Below are 14,672 nucleotides of genomic sequence, written 5' to 3' on the forward strand. Positions count from 1 at the left end.
CCGAGGCGTCACGGACGGCAAGCCCGCAGGAGGACCATCCCTTGAATCGTTATGTCGCCCGCATCCCCATGATGGTCTTCTGCCCTGAACCGATGGAATTCGCCATCAAGGACGTGCTCGAAGGCGAATATGAGGCCAATTATGACGGCATCGGCCTCGACATTCTCGATATCGGCGCCAATGTCGGCTCGTTCGCGCTCTGGGCCGCCGCCCGCTGGCCGGGCAGCGCGGTCAAGTCCTTCGAGCCCCATCCCGGCACTTTCGACTATCTCCGGCGCAACACCGAAGGCCGGCGCGACATCACCATCGTCAATGCCGCGCTGTTTCCGGGCCCGGAGAAACGCGCCACCTTCGTCAGCCGTTATGCCGGCGACGGCGAATCCGGGCTCGCCGCCTATTCCGGCGACACCTTCGTCGACGGCCATATGGCCGAGACCTACGAGGTCGACGTGGTGGATCCGGCGAGCCTGCCCTCGGCCGATGTGGTCAAGATCGACATCGAGGGCGGCGAAGGCGACGTGCTTGCCCATCTCGACCTGTCGAAGACCTCGCTGGTGCTGCTCGAATTCCAGAACCGCCGGAACCGCGAACAGATCCGTGCCATCCTGGCCGACGGCTTCGACATCCTGCACGACGAGGAATGTTCCTGGGACCCGCTGCTCGCCTATCAAGGCTATCGCGCTGACCTGAAAGGCGACGCCTATGGCCGGATCTTCGCGGTCCGCAAGAATGTCTCGCGGATGACCCGGCGGCCGCCGATCGAGCTCTGAGCCGTTATCCCATGGCCACCGGTTCCATCCAATGGACGGCCGTCCCCTCGTGAACGGCCTGGATGCTGACATAGCCGAACAGACTGTCCGGCGAAGCGCCATGCCAATGACGCTCGCCGGGCGCGAACCAGACGCAGTCGCCGCTCCTGATCTCCTCGACCGGCCCACCCGCGCGCTGCACCCGGCCGACGCCGGTCAGCACATAGAGCACCTGACCGAGCGGATGACTGTGCCAATGGGTGATGGCGCCCGGCTCGAAGGTTGCGCGCACCACCGTCGGATCGCCATCGCCGGCGCTGGCGATCAGCGTCTCGGCCCAGAACGGCCCGCTGGCGACGCCAGCTGGGCCAGACGCAATCGCGCTTCCCGCGCGGATGATGGTCATGGTTTTCGGAGCCCGCGGTATCTCGTCCGCGCCGTCGTCACGCATGAAGGGCAGGTCGGCCCGGTCAGTGCTGCTGCGCATGACCGGCCTCCGCAGGCGCTTCGGTCGATGCGACCATCTGCGCCTCGCCGCTGCCGAACGACCACTCGTCGGCGCCCCCGGTGGTGATCACCACCATCACATCCTCCGGTCGGAGGCCGGGCGCTTCGGCCAGCACGGCAACCAGGCGGCGGTAGAAGGCTCGCTTGACCTCGGTCGAGCGCGGCCGGCCGGCCGTGATCTGGATCAGCACGAAGTCGTCCGAGCGCGGACCGCCGAGATAATGCCGGTCAAAGATCAGCTCACCCGGTTCGAGCTGATGGATGACCTGGAAGCGGTCGTCGCGCGGCACGTCGAAGGCTTCGACCAGGGCCTGATGCAGACCATCGGAGAGCGCGCCGAGATAGGCCGGCGGCTTGCCCTTGAGAAGCGAGATGCGTGCGAACGGCATGACCGTCCTCCTGATGCGACAGGCCAGGCCCCGGAACGGGCTTGACGGCAGCCATCATGCCGCCGCACGTTAATCCTGAAAATCGGGAAATATTGGATCAAGGATTCCAATTTTTAGGACTATCAATGCGCCGGATAACCTTCGACCTCGACGTGCTCCGCAGCTTCGCCACCGGCGTCGATCTCGGCAGTTTCGCCCGCGCCGCGGAACGCTTGGGCCGGTCGACCTCGGCCGTCAGCGCGCAACTGAAAAAGCTCGAGGACCAGGCCGGCACGCCGATCTTCCGCCGGGCCGGCCGGGGTCTGGCCCTGACCGATGCGGGCGAGGTCATGCTGGCCTATGCCCGCCGCCTGATCGACCTGAACGACGAGGCCGCGGCTGCGGTCAACGGCATCGAGCTCGAAGGCTGGGTCCGGCTCGGCCTGCCGGAAGATTTCGGCGAGGTGCTGCTGCCCGACGTGCTCGGCCGCTTCGCCCGCGCCAATCCGAAGGTCAGGATCGAGGCGAGAGTTGGCCGCAACGCCGACATCGTCGACCGGCTGATCGCCGGCAAGCTCGACCTGGCGCTGGCCTGGGACGACGGCCCGGCGAAGCTGAACAGCCGGCGTGTCGGCGAGTGGCCAATGCGCTGGATCGGGCCGGCGACCGGTCCCTGGCAGCTGGGCGACGAGGCTGTCGTGCCGCTGGCGACCTTCGAAGCACCGTGCCTGATGCGCACGGCGGCGACGACGGCGCTCGATCATGCCGGCCTCGCCTGGCGATCGGCCTTCATCAGCCCGAGCCTTGGCGGCCTCTGGGCTGCCGTGTCGGCCGGCCTGGGTTTGAGCGTGCGCACCGAGATGGGCCTGCCGGCAAGCGTCCGCGCGCTCGATCCCGGCGAAGCCGGCCTGCCGGCCTTGCCGTCCATCGCACTTGCCCTCTGCCAGGCCGAGGCGGAGCCGGCGCCCGCCACCGCCCGTCTCGCCACCATCGTGCTCGAAACCCTGGAAGGCGCCCGGGCCCGCCGGCCGGAGGCGACCGGCCAGTCCGCCACGATCGGAACCACGACCGACACCATAAAAAGGGGCCCGGCATGAGCCGGGCCCCTCTGTCGTCCTGAACGCCGGGACTTCAGCGGGCGCGCAGGAATTCCGGCACGCGCAGCAGCGCCATTTCGTTGTCGTCGGCCTGGTTCGGATCGCGGCTCGACGAGAACGGCAGGTTGTTGTCATTGCCGACGATGATGTGGTCGGCATCGACCACTTCGACATTCTCGATGGTGAAGAACGGGAACTGGAAGGCGCCGCCCGACAAGGGCTTGCGGGCGCGATTGTTCGGGTCCTGGATGCGCAGGAGGTCGATGAAGCCGATCTTGCGCACCGCGCCGCCGGCATTGGCATCGGTCATTTCGATCTTCCAGATCCGCTTGATGCGCGGCAGCGCATGGAAGCAGGTCTCGGCCCGCTGGCCCTGCGGGCAGGCGCGCTCCGGCACGCCTTCATTGTCGTCGCGCACGATGATCATGCCGGTGGTGGCGTCGATCATGTTGAAATCGCCGATCGACAGGTTGTTCTCGTCGAGCACGAACTTCCAGTGCCGGCCGGTCCAGCGGCCCGCCTGCACGTCGAATTCGAGAATGCGCAGATATTGCTTGCCGTCGAGCATTTCGAGCGCATTGGTCTGGCTGTCCCAGAGCGCGCCTTCGAGCAGCGGGTAGAGGAAGCGGCCATCGGGCGAAGCTGCCATGCCCTCGAAGCCCTTCGAGCGGCGTACCCGGAAATCGACCGGACCGCCGGGAACCGCAGGGGTGGTGACCGCCGGATTGTCGGGCGAGCGCACGACCTGGCCGTCGACCAGCGTGTCGAACACCGCCTCGACCTTGCCGGTCATGTCGATGCGAATGAGATAGGGACCGAACTCGTCGCCGATCCAGATCTTGTCGCCAATGATCTGGAAGCTCTCCAGGTCGAAATCCGAGCCGGTCAGATAGCGCCGCTCGGTCGCCTCGTTGGCAATGCGGAACGGCACTTTCTTGTCCGGATCCGACAGGAAAATGGTCTGCAGCCGTTCAAATGCGCCCTTCTCCCAGTCGATCCGGTAGCGGTTCAGATAGAGCATCGAATCCGGCGAATTGGCCTTGGCGCCGAAGCCGTTGTCGGTGATCACCCAGAACGTGCCGTCGGGCATGCGCTTGATGCCCGAATGACCCTGGGCCGGCTGGCCGCGGAACGGCAGCGACAGACCGGTCGGGCGGCCGGCGGATCGGCCCATCACCGAGCCGACGGCCTCGTTGCGCGCCGCGCCGGTGAACTTGCCCGGCGTCGCCAGGTCGGCGGGCGCATCCGCCGGCGGCTGGATGAAGGTCGCCGCCGGCAGCAGGGCATGACCGGCGAGCGTCGCCGGGAATTCCTGCTGGGCGAAGGCAGGCGATGCCGCAAAAACCGCGGCGGCGAGGACGAGAGCGCGCATCGAAGGCTCCAGGAAGGTGGTCGAAGAGGGGGATCCAATGGGTGGTCGAACCCGCGTTCCCTGCGGGATCAGCCTGACAGGCGCGTAACGGTTCGGTGACACCGCGATGACGATGGCCGTGCTGCTCTCGCTTGCGACGCTCGGCCGCAGCGACCGGTAACAGGATGCCGGTCCGGACCGAATGAGCTCTCGACAGTGCCGGAAAGCCGGTCGACAAAGAAGCAGCGCTCAAGCCTCCCGACGCCGAAGGACGCCCGTGCCGGAAACCCTCTCCCCCGATGTCTGCGTCATTGGCGCCGGTTCCGGTGGCCTGACGGTCGCCGCCTTCTGCGCCATGCTCGGCGCGCCGGTCGTGCTGGTCGAAAAGGACCGGATGGGCGGCGACTGCCTGAATGCCGGCTGCGTGCCCTCCAAGGCCTTGATCGCGGCGGCAAGGCGCGCCCATGACATCCGCCAGGCATCGGGTTTCGGCATCCGCGCCGGCGAGCCGGCGATCGATTTCGCCCAGGTCATGCGCCATGTCCGCGATGCGATCGCAACCATCGCGCCGAATGATTCGGTGGCCCGTTTCAGCGCCCTCGGGGTCAAGGTGATCAAGGGCGAGGCGCGCTTCCTGGGCCCCGGGGCAGTCACCGTCGGCGACACCACGATAGCGGCGCGGCGCTTCGTCATCGCCACCGGCTCGCGGCCGCTGCTGCCTGATATTCCCGGCCTCGACGCCCTGCCCTTTCTGACCAGCGAGACGATCTTCGACCTTGCCGCCTGTCCTGGTCATCTCGGCGTGCTCGGCGGCGGGCCGGTCGGCCTTGAAATGGCCCAGGCCTTCCGCCGGCTCGGCGCCGAGGTCACCGTGCTGGAGCGCGACCGCCTGCTGCCCGGCGAAGACCCGGAAATGGTCGACGTGGTCAGGCGGCAATTGCAGGACGAAGGCATCGCACTTCTCGAAGGCGTCGAACTGACGCGGGTCGAGGGCGAGCCGGGCGCGCTGCGGCTGATCGCCCGGCGCGGCGACGACGACGGCGCGATCGGGGTGTCTCATCTCTTGGTTGCGACCGGCCGGCGGGCCAATGTCGAAAATCTCGGGCTGGAGGCCGCCGGCGTGGCTTTCACCAGCGCCGGCATCACCGTCGACAAGACCTTGCGAACCTCCAATCCGCGCATTCATGCCATTGGCGATGTCGGCGGCGGCCCGCAATTGACCCATGTCGCCGGTTGGCACGGCCAGATGGTGGCGCAGAACATCCTGTTCCGCCGTCCCGTCGACACCGGCGGCACCGCGGTGCCGCGGGTCATCTATACCGACCCCGAGCTCGCCCAGGTCGGCCTGACCGAGGCCGAGGCGCGCAAGCTGGACCCGAAGGCCCGGAGCTTGCGCTGGCCCTTCGCCGAAAACGACCGGGCGGTCACCGCGCGCCGGCGCCAGGGCCATATCAAGCTCGTCATATCCGCCAAGGGCCGGCTTCTCGGCGCTTCGATCGTTGGTGCCGAAGCCACTGAATTGATTGGCCTTTACGCTCTGGCGCTAGCCAAGGGCGGGACCGCCGCCGAGCTTGCCGCCATTGTTCTGCCCTATCCAGGCTTATCAGAGGTAGGCAAGCGCGCCGCGAGTACCTATCTCCAAGCGCGCCTCGGCAACCCCTGGATTGGTCGAATCATGCGCCTTCTGCGGCGGTTCGGCTGAGACTATGATCCCCACGTGCCTATCGGATCCTGACACATGTCGCGAGAGACGCCACAGGACCAGACCCGGGACGCGGCGGCGCAAGCCCTCGCCGAGCAGCGGCGCGCCGATCTGGACGTCGCGGCGCCGGTGCCCTCGCGCGGCATCGGCCTGTCTGGCAAGCTGCTGATCCTGACCGGCATTTTCGTGACGCTGGCGGAAATCCTGATCTTCCTGCCCTCCATCGCCAATTTTCGGACGCGGCTGCTAGACGATCGACTGTCCTCGGCGCGCACCGCCGCCCTGGTGCTGGAGGCAGCGCCCAGCGGCATGGTGCCGGAAGCGCTGGTGCGCGAGCTCCTGAACAGCGCCGGCGCCCAAGCCGTGGCCCTGAAGACCGGACCGGCGCGCCGCCTGCTCGCCGTGTCCGAACAGCTGCCTGAGATCGATGTCACCGTCGACATGCGCGAGATGACCCTGCTCAGCTCGATCGGCGATGCCTTCGAAACCTTGTTTGCCCGCAACGGCCGGACGCTCAGGGTCATGGGCACGGCGCCGCGCGCCGGCGATTTCGTCGAGATCATCATGGACGAGACACCGCTCAGACGGGCCATGTTGCGCTTCTCGAAGACCATCCTGCTGCTGTCGCTGTTCATTTCCGGCATCACCGCGGCGCTGGTCTACCTGACCCTGCACCTGATGTTCGTCCGCCCCATGGCGCGCCTGACCAAGACGATGATCGCCTTCCGCGAGAACCCCGAGGATCTGAGCCGGGTGATGGTGCCGAGTGGGCGCAAGGACGAGGTGGGCGTCGCCGAATATGAACTGCAGACCATGCAGCAATCGCTGCACGACATGCTGGCGCAGCGTTCCAGGCTCGCGGCCCTTGGCCTGGCGGTCTCCAAGATCAACCACGACCTGCGCAATCTGCTCGCCTCGGCGCAGCTGTTCTCCGACCGGCTGGCCGATGTGCCGGATCCGACCGTGCAGCGCTTCGCGCCGAAGATGATTCAAGCGCTCGACCGCGCCATCGCCTTCTGCCAGTCGACCCTGTCTTATGGCCGCGCCCATGAGGCGCCGCCCCAGCGCAGCGCCGTGCTGCTGGCGGTTCTCGCCGACGAGGTGCGCGACACCATGGGCCTCGGCCTCGAGGCCCGGATCGCCTTCGTCAACGCCGTGCCTGACGACCTGACCGTCGATGCCGACCCAGACCACTTGTTCCGGGTGCTGCTCAATATCGGCCGCAACGCCCAGCAGGCGCTGGAGGCGCGCGCGCCCAACGATCCGGTGCGTGACCAGATCCGGGTGATCGGCCGGCGCGAGGGCGCGGTGGCGGTGATCGAGATTTCCGACACCGGTCCCGGCATTCCCGAGCGGGCGCGGGCCCATCTGTTCGAGGCGTTCCAGGGCTCCACCCGCCCCGGCGGCACCGGGCTTGGCCTTGCCATCGCCTCCGAACTGGTGCGCACCCATGGCGGCACCATCACGCTCGCCGAGGGGACCTTGGGCGCGACCTTCCAGATCTCCATTCCCGACCGGCCGATCGATCTCGCCGCCATCCGCAAGACGCAGAGGCGGCGCGCCTGAAGCGCCGGGTCACGTCCCGGCCGCACGAATCATCTGTGCCGGAGATGTCGGTCGCCATATCTCATCGCCGACGATATCGCGGCAGCCGCCACGTTCCGATAAAGCCCTCGCTCGGGCGCCGATCCGGCGGTTTCACGCAAGCCGACAAATCATCCACAAGCCGCTGGACACACTCTTGCATTCCTCCGCGAAACAGCTTATTCGACCGCCTCCGTTCGAGGCGCTCGTCGCTTCCGAACGCGGCGCGCGCCCGTAGCTCAGCTGGATAGAGCACCAGACTACGAATCTGGGGGTCAGAGGTTCGAATCCTTTCGGGCGCGCCATTTCACTTTCTCCCCCGCCGAGCCTTTCTAACACCTTGAACGGCAAGGTGGTTTTTGCGGTTCGAAATCCGTTTTCGGGGCAATAGGCCAACCGATCCGCAAAGGTCAGTCTGAGCACCAGTTTCTGGTACTCAAACTTGCCAAGATTCCAAAGTTTGGAAGGGTTTGCGAGGAACCGGCAGGCGAGTTCGAACAACTCCTCGAAGGCAGCCTGCCGTTGGCCGCTTTTTTGGCACTTCTCTTCGAGCGCGACCTTTCTGCGCTCCATCTCCACAATGCGGTTCTCATAGGCGGCCACAACCGATCGCGCGTTGGATTCGATCAGTCGATCGACCAGCGCAGCGATGTCCTGGTCCATTTTCGCGATTTCGCGCTTGTAGGTTTGAGCAAGGTTGGCGGACTGAGCAAGACGCTGATCCCATGCGTTCTTGAACATCGCCCGCGCCAGATCGAACAGAGCCTTGCTTGGCGTGAGCCTTTCGAGCAGAGCCGCAAATTCACCTTCGATGATTGCGCGCTTCACCGACTTCCGATAGCGCAGGCACCCTTTGCCAAAACACATGTAATAGGGGTGCTTATCGCCGCTCCTGCTGGTGGACCAGCAGGAGGTCATCAAGGTGTTGCAGCGGGCGCAGGTCACCATGCCGCGCAGCGGGAAATCCTGTCGGATATCGACGCGCGTTGGAGCTTTCGCCCCTTCCGTCAACCGATGCTGAATCCGCTCATGGGTGCCGAAATCAATTAGAGCCTCGTGACGCCCCTTCAAAAGCGGCACGTCCCATTTTCGCGCCTCGACATATCCCGCGTAAACCGGGCGCGTGAGAATGTCGTAGACCTGCTGATATCGGACCTTGCCGAAACGATTTTTCGGAAACGACGGGTTTGATTCAAGGAAGCGCAAAACCTCCCCTTGGGATTGAAACCGTCCAGAGGCATAGCCTTCCAGTGCTTCCTGCACGAGCGATGCGGTCGGTTCGTCCCGAACGAGCACCATGCCTTCACCAGGACGACGTTCGTGGCGATAGCCGACGCAGGCAGCAAACGGCCAATAGCCATTGAGCACGCGGCCCCGCATCCGGGACTTGGTCTGTTCCGCGTTCTTCTGCCGCTGATGTTGGGCCGAACTTGCAAGAATGTTCTCGCGGAAAACGGAGTCCGCATCATCCGCAAACACGATGCGCGGACTTTCCAATAGCCCGCCCGCAGCTTTCAGCTCATCGCGCAACGCCAGATGGCCTCGGAGATCGCGGGCGAAGCGGCTGATATCGTCGATAATGACGATACGGCCTTCCTTCTTATGCTTGCGCAGATAGGAAAGAAGCAAAGTCATGGCCGGCCGGTCCTGTTCTCCGCCGGTCAGCACCTCCCGGAAAACGTCAACAACCTCATACCCTTTGAAGCGCGCATACTCACGGCAGCACGCTTCCTGAGAAGCCAGGCCGCTTCCACGTCTCTCGGTCGTGTCCCGATTGGTGGTGTAACTGACGGGTGGTCATCGGCGGTTGCCGGTTAGGTTTGGGTTGCGACGACCAACCCCGAACCGAGAGATCCACCGATGACCGACGAGATGATGAACCTGCGCGGGCTGCTGGAGAAGAGCCCCGACGCCGATTTGCTGCGCGAGATGATCGGCTTTGCCGCCGGGCGGCTGATGGAGCTTGAGGTCAGCGGCCTTGCCGGCGCCGGCTTCGGCGAGAAGAGCCCGGACCGCCTGGCCCAGCGCAATGGCTATCGCGAGCGGGATTGGGAGACCCGCGCCGGCACGGTCGAGCTGCGCATCCCGAGGCTACGCAAAGGCTCCTACTTTCCGGGCTTTCTGGAGCCGCGCCGGCTGGCCGAGAAGGCGCTGACCGCGGTGATCCAAGAGGCTTACATCCAGGGCATCTCGACCCGCTCGGTCGATGACCTGGTCAAGGCGATGGGCATGAGCGGCATCTCGAAGAGCCAAGTCAGCCGGCTCTGCGAGGAAATCGACCAGCGCGTCCATGCGTTCCTCGACCGGCCGATCGAGGGCGACTGGCCCTATCTGTGGATCGACGCGACCTATGTGAAGGTCCGCCAGGCCGGCCGGATTGTCTCGGTGGCGGTGATCGTGGCGGTCGGTGTAAGCGGCGACGGTCGGCGCGAGGTGCTGGGCATGGATATCGGCCCCTCCGAGGCAGAGACGTTCTGGACGGCGTTCTTGCGCAAACTGGCCAGACGCGGCCTGCGCGGCGTAAAACTCGTCGTCTCCGACAGCCACGAAGGCATCAAGGCGGCGGTCTCCAAGGTGCTCACCGCGACCTGGCAGCGCTGCCGCGTGCACTTCATGAGGAATGCGCTCGCCCATGCCGGCCGCAGCGGGCGGCGCGTTGTCTCAGCCTTCATCGCCACCGCCTTCGCCCAGAACGATGCCGCCGCCGCCAGCCAGCAATGGCGCCGGGTCGCCGACCAGCTCAGGCCAACGGTGCCGAAACTGGCGGCTCTGATGGATACCGCCGAGACCGACGTGCTGGCCTATATGACCTTCCCGACGCAACATCGGGCGAAGCTCCACAGCACCAATCCGCTGGAGCGCGTCAACGGCGAGATCAAGCGCAGGACCGAGGTGGTCGGCATCTTCCCCAACGAGGCCGCCATCGCCCGGCTCGTCGGCGCGATCCTGCTCGAACAGAACGATGAATGGGCCGTCCAGCGGGCCCGCTACATGACCCTGGAAACCATGGCCGGCCTGAGCGATGATCCTAGTGTCGGCCTGCCAGCCGTGGCAGCCTGACCAGCCCGGCCTATGCCGGCGATCGTGGGGCCTTGCGCCAGCTACACCACGCTACGGGACATGACCGGTCAGGATTGAAGAAGGAGCAGCTTTTCTGCCGAGCAAAGAGGGCATGCCATTGATCGAAGACCGTCACCCGGGCATCCACGCCTTCGTTATCGTCGTGGGGTCGGAGGAGCCGCTGAAGGCAATCTCCCAAGCATGGAAACCAGGCGCGCCGATCTCGCCCACTCAGCTTGAGGCTATTCCCGCCATTTTGAGCGCATCACATTCCCGATGGGCCATCTGTCAAACGAACGTGCTTTTTTCGTGAGATCAGAAGCACGCAAGATGTGTGCGGTAGTACCGCACAATCTTGGCAAGGGGACCCGCTGGCGCGTCCCCGTTGCATCCCCCCGGCGCGTGGCGCGGTTCCGGCATCGAGCCGTCACCACGCCATTCAACCGTATCTCCGGTTGATCACTCGCCGGACCTGGAGCCTTCCCGCTCCACCGGCGCCGAACCATGGACGAACGACTGGCCGTTCGGTCACCACATCAGGGGAGCCTCCGCGCTCCCCCGAGACCCCCATGGCCAACGCATCGCCGTTGGATCACGACCGAGTGTCTTGCCGTTGGATCACGGGTAGGGCTGCGGCTTCCCATTCGCTGAATGAGCCAACGAATGTCCTTGACATCCGACGCCTTACAACAATATTGTTGTATGATGATTCCATCACTCGTCACGCTGTCCGGCTCGCCTTGGGATGTTCTTCCCCCGGGCATCTATCCGGCGACATTCGCCGAGATCGAGCATGGGTACGCTTACAACGAACGCCGTCGCTTCTTGTTTGCGGGATTGATCGACGCTTCGCTGCACTTGGCAAAGGCGGGATGCCAGATCGTTTTCCTCGACGGCAGTTATGTCTCCGCGAAGCCTATCCCTGGCGACTATGATGCGTGCTGGGATCCTGTCGGCGTGGATTTCACAAAACTCGACCCCGTATTTGACGATTTCGACAACGGGCGGGCCAACCAAAAGGCGCGGTTTGGCGGCGAGTTTTTTCCGTCGACTCTTATGTCGTTGGATATCGGAGCTGTTTTTACAGAATTTTTTCAGATCGATCGCTTCACCGGAAAGAAAAAAGGAATTTTACGCATCACACTTTCCACCGATGAAACGATCATAAGGAGGATGACATCATGATCTTCAGTGATCGCCAGTATGCCGTTTCGATGGAGCAAGCGAATAAGCTAAAAGCTGCTCTCGGACATGTACACAAAGACAATGAAAAGCACGAACGCCTGCGGAAGATCGAAGCGAAGGCACTTGAGAGTCAAGTGTCAGATATCGAACGGGAGATCGCCGATTACGAGCTGCTGAAATCGGGTTCGGTCTCGTTCACCGAAAGCTTTTCTCTCGGTGACTTACCGCGCGTCCTTATACAAGCACGAATTGCCCAAGGCCTTAGCCAAACTGATTTGGCTGAGCGGTTGCGTATGAAGCCGCAGCAGGTGCAGCGATATGAGGCGACTGAATATATGAGTGCCAGCCTTTCACGTATTATCGAGGTGGCCGACGCGTTGCACGTTCGGGTTTCCCAGTCGTTCTCCTCTGCCCAAGCCCCTGCAGAGAATGCGCTTTATGCGTGGTCGGATGCAGGAGACGTTGATTGGTCGAGATTCCCTTTGAGGGAAATGGCCAAGCGCGGCTGGATTCGGGGCGCAAATCTCGCTGAAGCCGCGCGTTCCTACTTCTTTTCGGCCGCCGGTCCACAGTTTGCAACTGCATTACATCGAAAGAAAGTTCGCAGCGGAAACGCGCCAGATGAGTTTTCTCTCCTGGCATGGCAAGCTCGTGTTCTTGAGATCGCGCGCATCGAATGCGAAGCGAAAGACATTGGAGAGTTTCAACTCAATGATAGTTGGCTATCCGAACTCGTAGTTCTAACTCGCGATCATGATGGCCCGATAAAGGCGCGCGAATGTCTGAAGCGTAATGGCATCGTTCTCGTCGTCGAACCGCATTTGCCAGGAACATATCTTGATGGAGCTGCAATGTTATCACCAGCAGGCCATCCTGTCGTTGCGCTGACGTTGCGTTATGATCGACTAGATAATTTCTGGTTCGTGCTCTTTCACGAGCTTGGGCATGTATTTCTGCATCTTTTTACAGCGTTACGCCTTGACTTCTTTGACGAAGAGGACGGGACAGGGAACGATTATGTCGAGAATGAAGCGGATAAATTTGCTTTAGATCGACTAATTCCCGAAGTCCTTTGGAAGCAATGCTTGTCGCGTTTCGCGTTAACGGAAGAAGCAATCCTGATTGACGCAGAGAGAATTGGCGTTGATCCTAGCATCATTGCAGGACGCATTCGGAAGGAGCGGGGAAACTATCAGATGTTTAACAATCTTATTGGCTCCGGAAGCGTTCGGAGTCAATTTTGGAGGATCGAAAATGATAGTCACGCCAGATAGCTATGTGCCATCGCTGCGATGGCGCCAAGGTGAGTATCAAGCCCTGGCTTCGCTTAGCGATGTCGCCAAAAGCCGTGTGATACCTTTCATTGTCATTCCGGAAATTGAGTTCGATTTCGAGGAATGGTGCGACAAGAAGACGATGCAAGAGCACCTCGAACCCTTTCCTCGGCGGTTCAAGGACAAATGGGGGATGCGGCCCGCTTGGATTGATATTCACCCGAAGGTCCAGTCCCAGAAGATGGATGACGGAAAACTTCCGATCGCTTACGTCTTTGACGAGCTGAGCGTGCTCGGGAACAAGGCCGTTCCTGTTACGTCTCTGGACGCGACCGCTGCGATTAACGCAGCCGTCGCAAAAATTGTGAAACGAGATGGGCGAGGACTGGGTCTCCGACTTCGTATAGAGCATGTCATGAAGCCGGGCTGCAAAACCGCGTTGGATGCTTTAATACTAGCGTCTGGCGTTACGCCTGACCAAGTGGACCTGATCGTCGATCTCGGTGCACCAAATTATCAGCCCTACACCGACTTTGCTGATGCGCTGATCTACGCTCTTTCGCTGCTCGGTGACCTTTCCGTCTTTCGAAGCTACGTGCTTATGGGATCGGCATATCCAGAAACGGTTCCATTGGACAAGCCGGGTGGAGAACTCCCGAGGCACGACTGGTTATTCTATAAGACATTCGTTGGAATGCTTGGACCCTCAATGCGGGTACCAAACTACGGTGACTACACAATCGTGAATCCTGAATTTACGCCAAAGGACATGCGTCTCATAAAAGCCGGGGGAAAAGTAGTTTACACCCTTCCGGCGAGCTGGTTCATTCGGAAAGGGGGCGCGTTTCGCGATAGCCCTACTCAGATGCACGATCATTGCAAAACGATTGTCAGTTCGGGCAATTTTCGCGGGGCATCGTTCTCTGACGGCGACAGCTACATCGATCAGTGCGCAAAGCACCTAAAAGGCCCCAGCACTCTAAGTTATTGGAAACGCGTGGCGATTAATCACCACATCACACATGTGCTGGACGATCTCGCCATGACCGCCTTAGCTGCATAAATTCGCGAATGGCGGCTGTGAGTTGCTGGATATCCATCGTCTCAGCAAGGGCTGTGTAAAGCTCCTTGCGCGATTTTTTTGACGCGGTTTGCGAAACGCCCTGCCGAACTAGCAGCTCAAGAGCCTCAGGCCGCCAAAGCAAATGAGCGAGCTGAAACGCGTCAATTTGTGGATTCTGGCGAGCGCGACGAACCGTCGAAAAACTGATCCCACCCCGAGGGCCTTTCTCAACTTTTATGATGCCACACCAATCGGGCGCCAGCTTATCAACTTGTTCAATGTGGCGAGCGGCGCAAACCAGGGTCAGTTTTTCGAGGCACTGTCCATAGAGCTCTAACTGGGCAGGCAAACGCACGAGCGTGTCCATGCCGCTCTTAATTTCGTATCCGTGGATACAGCCGTTGATGACTGCCACGTCAATGCGAGCTTTGGCGTGCGCCAATCCCAGCTCGTCAATCACAATCGTGTTGGGAGCAGATTTGATCGCGCTCAGCCGCTTCAAGTGAAGGGCCTCGCGAATTTCTTTGTCGTTGGTGACAGCCATGATCGGGAGTGTACGTGATTTGCGTCGGCATGGATGCCCGAATTCTGATGCCCTCGGAAGCCCCGTAAACGCATTCTTTCTATGCCGGGTCGTCGCTCGTTGATGGGGCTATTCCGGAGCCAAACCGCTATGCGCGGGACAAGTTCTTATCGTTATGAAAATCGTGCGTGGCCCTACAGCTCGCAGCC

13 protein-coding genes, 1 tRNA gene and 1 pseudogene are annotated in these 14,672 nt (G+C 62.3%); 10 read left to right on the top strand and 5 right to left on the bottom strand.

Going from position 1 to position 14,672, the window contains the following annotated elements; all coding sequences use genetic code 11:
* The first annotated feature begins 41 nt into the window (after positions 1-41).
* The gene (locus tag E8M01_RS06535) at positions 42-770 is read left to right on the top strand and encodes an FkbM family methyltransferase (RefSeq protein ID WP_136959391.1); all 729 of its coding nucleotides are present in this window, start codon (positions 42-44) and stop codon (positions 768-770) included.
* 4 nt (positions 771-774) lie between these two features.
* Here E8M01_RS06535 and E8M01_RS06540 read toward each other — a convergent pair whose 3' ends face one another.
* Complete coding sequence (locus E8M01_RS06540) at positions 775-1,200, bottom strand: cupin domain-containing protein (protein ID WP_136964476.1); 426 nt, start codon at positions 1,198-1,200, stop codon at positions 775-777.
* Between the two features lie 19 nt (positions 1,201-1,219).
* Positions 1,220-1,645 carry a tautomerase family protein gene (locus E8M01_RS06545; RefSeq protein ID WP_136959392.1) on the bottom strand — a complete coding sequence of 142 codons (426 nt, stop codon included), beginning with the start codon at positions 1,643-1,645 and terminating at the stop codon, positions 1,220-1,222.
* A 125-nt stretch (positions 1,646-1,770) separates the two neighbouring features.
* On the opposite strand from E8M01_RS06545, the gene E8M01_RS06550 reads away from it, so the two are divergent.
* On the top strand, positions 1,771-2,721 hold the full coding sequence (locus E8M01_RS06550) for a LysR substrate-binding domain-containing protein (RefSeq protein WP_136959393.1): 951 nt from the start codon (positions 1,771-1,773) through the stop codon (positions 2,719-2,721).
* A 34-nt stretch (positions 2,722-2,755) separates the two neighbouring features.
* On the opposite strand, the gene E8M01_RS06555 is transcribed toward E8M01_RS06550, so the two are convergent.
* The gene (locus tag E8M01_RS06555; protein ID WP_136959394.1) at positions 2,756-4,093 is read right to left on the bottom strand and encodes an esterase-like activity of phytase family protein; all 1,338 of its coding nucleotides are present in this window, start codon (positions 4,091-4,093) and stop codon (positions 2,756-2,758) included.
* Positions 4,094-4,349: 256 nt separating this feature from the next.
* Between E8M01_RS06555 and E8M01_RS06560 the strand changes: the two genes are divergently transcribed.
* The 4 genes from E8M01_RS06560 to E8M01_RS06575 all read left to right on the top strand — a co-directional run bounded on the left by E8M01_RS06560 (position 4,350) and on the right by E8M01_RS06575 (position 8,408).
* The gene (locus tag E8M01_RS06560; RefSeq protein WP_136959395.1) at positions 4,350-5,774 is read left to right on the top strand and encodes a dihydrolipoyl dehydrogenase family protein; all 1,425 of its coding nucleotides are present in this window, start codon (positions 4,350-4,352) and stop codon (positions 5,772-5,774) included.
* A gap of 36 nt (positions 5,775-5,810) precedes the next feature.
* Positions 5,811-7,340 carry a sensor histidine kinase gene (locus E8M01_RS06565; protein ID WP_136959396.1) on the top strand — a complete coding sequence of 510 codons (1,530 nt, stop codon included), beginning with the start codon at positions 5,811-5,813 and terminating at the stop codon, positions 7,338-7,340.
* A 246-nt stretch (positions 7,341-7,586) separates the two neighbouring features.
* Positions 7,587-7,663 (top strand) — tRNA-Arg (locus tag E8M01_RS06570).
* 217 nt (positions 7,664-7,880) lie between these two features.
* Positions 7,881-8,408 (top strand): hypothetical protein, encoded by a 528-nt coding sequence (locus E8M01_RS06575; protein WP_136959397.1) that lies wholly within the window; start codon positions 7,881-7,883, stop codon positions 8,406-8,408.
* Between the two features lie 12 nt (positions 8,409-8,420).
* Here E8M01_RS06575 and E8M01_RS35975 read toward each other — a convergent pair.
* Positions 8,421-9,101, bottom strand: a pseudogene (locus E8M01_RS35975) (recombinase family protein); the annotation flags it as partial.
* 117 nt (positions 9,102-9,218) lie between these two features.
* On the opposite strand from E8M01_RS35975, the gene E8M01_RS06590 reads away from it, so the two are divergent.
* The 4 genes from E8M01_RS06590 (at position 9,219) to E8M01_RS06605 (ending at position 13,940) form a co-directional block, all read left to right on the top strand.
* A complete protein-coding gene (locus tag E8M01_RS06590; protein WP_136958310.1) occupies positions 9,219-10,418 on the top strand; it encodes an IS256 family transposase in 1,200 nt (399 codons plus the stop codon).
* A 663-nt stretch (positions 10,419-11,081) separates the two neighbouring features.
* Positions 11,082-11,603: a DUF6932 family protein gene (locus E8M01_RS06595; protein ID WP_246088617.1), complete on the top strand. Its 522-nt coding sequence runs from the start codon at positions 11,082-11,084 to the stop codon at positions 11,601-11,603.
* A complete protein-coding gene (locus E8M01_RS06600) occupies positions 11,600-12,877 on the top strand; it encodes a helix-turn-helix domain-containing protein (protein WP_136959399.1) in 1,278 nt (425 codons plus the stop codon). Before E8M01_RS06595 ends, E8M01_RS06600 begins: the two co-directional genes overlap by 4 nt.
* The gene (locus E8M01_RS06605) at positions 12,858-13,940 is read left to right on the top strand and encodes a beta family protein (RefSeq protein ID WP_136959400.1); all 1,083 of its coding nucleotides are present in this window, start codon (positions 12,858-12,860) and stop codon (positions 13,938-13,940) included. The genes E8M01_RS06600 and E8M01_RS06605 overlap by 20 nt, the downstream gene beginning before the upstream one ends.
* On the opposite strand, the gene E8M01_RS06610 is transcribed toward E8M01_RS06605, so the two are convergent.
* A complete protein-coding gene (locus E8M01_RS06610) occupies positions 13,894-14,484 on the bottom strand; it encodes a sce7726 family protein (protein WP_136959401.1) in 591 nt (196 codons plus the stop codon). The genes E8M01_RS06605 and E8M01_RS06610 overlap by 47 nt on opposite strands.
* Between the last annotated feature and the right edge of the window lie 188 nt (positions 14,485-14,672).

The sequence above is a fragment of the Phreatobacter stygius genome (genome assembly GCF_005144885.1).
Lineage (GTDB): Bacteria > Pseudomonadota > Alphaproteobacteria > Rhizobiales > Phreatobacteraceae > Phreatobacter > Phreatobacter stygius.

Excerpts from the sequence above, each read along its gene's own strand:
- E8M01_RS06540 (WP_136964476.1), bottom strand. The coding sequence starts at position 1,200 with ATGCGTGACGACGGCGCGGACGAGATACCGCGGGCTCCGAAAACCATG.
- E8M01_RS06610 (WP_136959401.1), bottom strand. The coding sequence starts at position 14,484 with ATGGCTGTCACCAACGACAAAGAAATTCGCGAGGCCCTTCACTTGAAG.
- E8M01_RS06550 (WP_136959393.1), top strand. The coding sequence starts at position 1,771 with ATGCGCCGGATAACCTTCGACCTCGACGTGCTCCGCAGCTTCGCCACC.
- E8M01_RS06565 (WP_136959396.1), top strand. The coding sequence starts at position 5,811 with ATGTCGCGAGAGACGCCACAGGACCAGACCCGGGACGCGGCGGCGCAA.
- E8M01_RS06590 (WP_136958310.1), top strand. The coding sequence starts at position 9,219 with ATGACCGACGAGATGATGAACCTGCGCGGGCTGCTGGAGAAGAGCCCC.
- E8M01_RS06595 (WP_246088617.1), top strand. The coding sequence starts at position 11,082 with ATGTCCTTGACATCCGACGCCTTACAACAATATTGTTGTATGATGATT.
- E8M01_RS06545 (WP_136959392.1), bottom strand. The coding sequence starts at position 1,645 with ATGCCGTTCGCACGCATCTCGCTTCTCAAGGGCAAGCCGCCGGCCTAT.
- E8M01_RS06600 (WP_136959399.1), top strand. The coding sequence starts at position 11,600 with ATGATCTTCAGTGATCGCCAGTATGCCGTTTCGATGGAGCAAGCGAAT.
- E8M01_RS06555 (WP_136959394.1), bottom strand. The coding sequence starts at position 4,093 with ATGCGCGCTCTCGTCCTCGCCGCCGCGGTTTTTGCGGCATCGCCTGCC.
- E8M01_RS06605 (WP_136959400.1), top strand. The coding sequence starts at position 12,858 with ATGATAGTCACGCCAGATAGCTATGTGCCATCGCTGCGATGGCGCCAA.